This is a genomic window from Candidatus Neomarinimicrobiota bacterium, assembly GCA_018647265.1.
Classification (GTDB): domain Bacteria; phylum Fidelibacterota; class Marinisomatia; order Marinisomatales; family TCS55; genus TCS55.
In genome coordinates, this window is the sequence record JABGTK010000109.1 from 1 (window position 1) to 3033 (window position 3033).

The following is a 3033-nucleotide window of genomic DNA, read 5'->3' on the forward strand; positions in this document are numbered from 1 at the left end:
CCGAATGCAGCCGCCTCTCAGGGAATAAATAAAGCCATTATTGCAATGCTTGGCATTACGGGGACAGTCCTAGGCGGATTCGGATCGTCTATTTACGTACTGAATCGCCGTGCCAAAGAATATGCAATATCACTCAAAAGAAAAAAGAATTAATTTAGAGGTAATCTTCGGTGTTAGAACTGCTTAGATATTTCGGACTGCCATCAGTCGCCGCTTCTACACAAGGACCGGGAATTGACAATGTTATTTCCTTAACGCATTGGTTAATGCTCATCCTATTTGTGGGTTGGGGGGCATTTTTTATATACACATTGATTCGCTTTCGGGCATCTAAAAATCCCGTAGCCGATCATGGTGGTGTAAGAAGCCATTTCTCATCCTACTTAGAAGTAGCTGTAGCGGTGATTGAAGTTGTATTGCTTATCGGGTTTGCTTTCCCTATATGGGCCAGCCGAGTAAATGATGTTCCTAAGGGTCCCGATGCAGTTCAAATTCGTGTAGTTGCCCAGCAATTTACATGGAATATTCACTATCCTGGTCCCGATGGTGTTTTTGGTAAGACATTGGTCGATTTGGTAGATGAAGCTGAGAATCCCATTGGATTGGATCGTAAGGATGAATTTGCAAAAGATGATGTGTTCACCATTAATCAATTGCACATTCCGGTAAATACACCCATTAATATTTCACTATCATCCAAGGATGTGATTCACAGTTTTGGTATGCCTGAATTACGTGTAAAACAAGACGCTGTGCCCGGAATGGAAATTCCTGTTTGGTTTGAAGCAACCATGACCACTGAAGAATTCCTCAAAACAACAGTCGGTTCTGCTCGGGAAGGTAAAGGCTTTGAAATTGCATGTGCTCAATTATGTGGATTGGGTCACTACCGCATGAAAGGATTCCTGACAATTCATGATGATGAAGGCTATGCAGCTTGGCATGAAGAACAGCAAGAATACCTTGCTGAAGAAGGAGACGACGACGATTGGGGCGATGACGAAGACTGGTAATCCAAGGTTAGTCTTTTAATTATTTAATGAAACCCTCCGCATTTTTCGGAGGGTTTTTTTTGGGGATTATATCAAGAATTAACTATCAGTAAAATGTAAATTCCGAGCCTTATTATGGGGGAAGAAAATTAGAATGAATTCACGATCACATACCTGGTTGAGACGCTTATCCAAGCTTACTGTATTCTCTACATTATTTTTGATTTTTGCAGGTGCATTGGTTAAAAGTCATGAAGTAGGGTTATCGGTTCCCGATTGGCCCACGACCTATGGAAAGCAAATGTTTACATTCCCAATTTCACAAATGGTGGGTGGTATATTTTATGAGCATGGTCATCGTATGATTGCTACTCTTGTTGGTTTCTTTACTATGATTCAAGCCATTTGGTTGGGTTTTTCTGATGAATCAAGGTGGCTTAAAAAACTGGGATTCTTTGCCTTGGGGATGGTAATTCTCCAGGGATTATTTGGGGGAATTACAGTCTTATTTTTTCTACCACCACCAGTGTCCATCATTCATGGCATTTTAGCTCAAACATTTTTTATTATGACCATTATTCTCGCTTATGGATTATCGGTTGAAAGAACCGAACGAGAAACGGTTAATTGGCCAATTGATTTCAAAAAAGGAACCATTATTCTGGGTGGATTGGTTTATGCTCAGCTCATTTTAGGCGCTCTCATGCGACACACCGCTTCCGGGATGGCGATCCCCGATTTTCCAACTATGGGTGGTTTGTGGATTCCTACTTTTTCTGAAACTATGATTCATAATATTAATTCAACACTTTTTGATTTGGATATTGATTCTGTCTCCCGTGGACAAGTGATTATCCATTTCCTCCATAGATTAGGAGCCATAATTGTAACTGTAGCAATTGGGTGTTTTTCCTTTAAATATGGATCCTTGGCAAATGAGAATAAAAATGTTCATTTAGCTATGGTGGCTATAATCGGTATCGTTATTCTTCAATTCAGTTTGGGCGTTATAACCGTTTTATCTGAGAGGTCGCCATATATTGCCAGCTTTCATGTAGTTACGGGAGCGACCTTATTGGGTACATGTGCTTTGTTTATCCTGCGGACAAATCCTAAAGAATGGACGGACTGGAAGTCAAAATGAAATTTCAAAAACAAAAAGCTAAATCTCTCATAAACATATACCTTGAATTGAGTAAACTGAATATTCTATCTCTTGTTCTTGTATCCACGTTGTTAGGATATTACCTGGGGAATATGGGTATTGGTTCTTGGGAAACTTTATTCTTTACATTATTGGGGACTTCCCTAACAGCCGCTGGCTCTGGCGCATTAAATCATTATTTAGAACGCGAACCAGACAAATTAATGGCGCGTACCAAGAACAGGCCTCTTCCCGCAGGATTGATCTCTCCACTTCATGTAATAATTTTCGGTGTTTTTATGGTTATTTCAGGGAGCACCCTTTTGGTTTGGAAAGTGAATCTGTTAACCGGATTTTTATCCATCATGACAGCGTTTCTTTACATCATTGTTTATACGCCTTTAAAAAGGATTACTTGGCTCAACACATCAGTCGGATCCATTCCCGGCGCATTACCAATCATTGGCGGTTGGACGGCTGCTACTGGAGAGATTGGCACCATGGCATGGATTCTCTTCGCCATTATGTATCTCTGGCAGCATCCCCATTTTTATGCCATTGCCTGGATGTGTAAGGATGATTATGCCCAGGCCGATTTCAAAATGTTGCCTGTTATTGAACCGGACGGCTCACGGACCATTCGTCAGATATTTTGGCACCTTTTACTTATGATACCCGTTTCACTATTACCAGTGGTAGAAGGGTCCTTGGGAACAATATATTTAATTGGTGTAACGATTATTTCCTGTGCATTTTTCCTTTCTGCCATTCCAATGGCACGGAATAAATCCAGAGAAAGTGCCTTACTCTTATTAAAAGCATCGGTGTTTTACTTGCCGGCTTTGCTCATTATTATCATAATTGATTTAGGAATTTGAACATGACTCAAAAAACACG

The 3033-nt window shown here is 40.5% G+C and carries 4 protein-coding genes; all 4 read left to right on the top strand.

Annotated features, from left to right (window positions below; translation table 11 throughout):
• Window positions 1–153: hypothetical protein (locus HN459_06190; GenBank protein ID MBT3479038.1), on the top strand; the 153-nt coding region annotated here is incomplete at its 5' end.
• Window positions 154–170: 17 nt separating this feature from the next.
• A complete protein-coding gene (locus tag HN459_06195; protein ID MBT3479039.1) occupies window positions 171–1013 on the top strand; it encodes a hypothetical protein in 843 nt (280 codons plus the stop codon).
• Between the two features lie 133 nt (window positions 1014–1146).
• On the top strand, window positions 1147–2136 hold the full coding sequence (locus HN459_06200) for a hypothetical protein (GenBank protein MBT3479040.1): 990 nt from the start codon (window positions 1147–1149) through the stop codon (window positions 2134–2136).
• The gene (gene cyoE, locus HN459_06205; GenBank protein ID MBT3479041.1) at window positions 2133–3014 is read left to right on the top strand and encodes a protoheme IX farnesyltransferase; all 882 of its coding nucleotides are present in this window, start codon (window positions 2133–2135) and stop codon (window positions 3012–3014) included. Before HN459_06200 ends, cyoE begins: the two co-directional genes overlap by 4 nt.
• Window positions 3015–3033: the final 19 nt, after the last annotated feature.

What these genes read in the sequence shown, in the direction of transcription:
- HN459_06200 (MBT3479040.1), top strand. Translation starts at nt 1,147, where the DNA reads ATGAATTCACGATCACATACCTGGTTGAGACGCTTATCCAAGCTTACT.
- cyoE (MBT3479041.1), top strand. Translation starts at nt 2,133, where the DNA reads ATGAAATTTCAAAAACAAAAAGCTAAATCTCTCATAAACATATACCTT.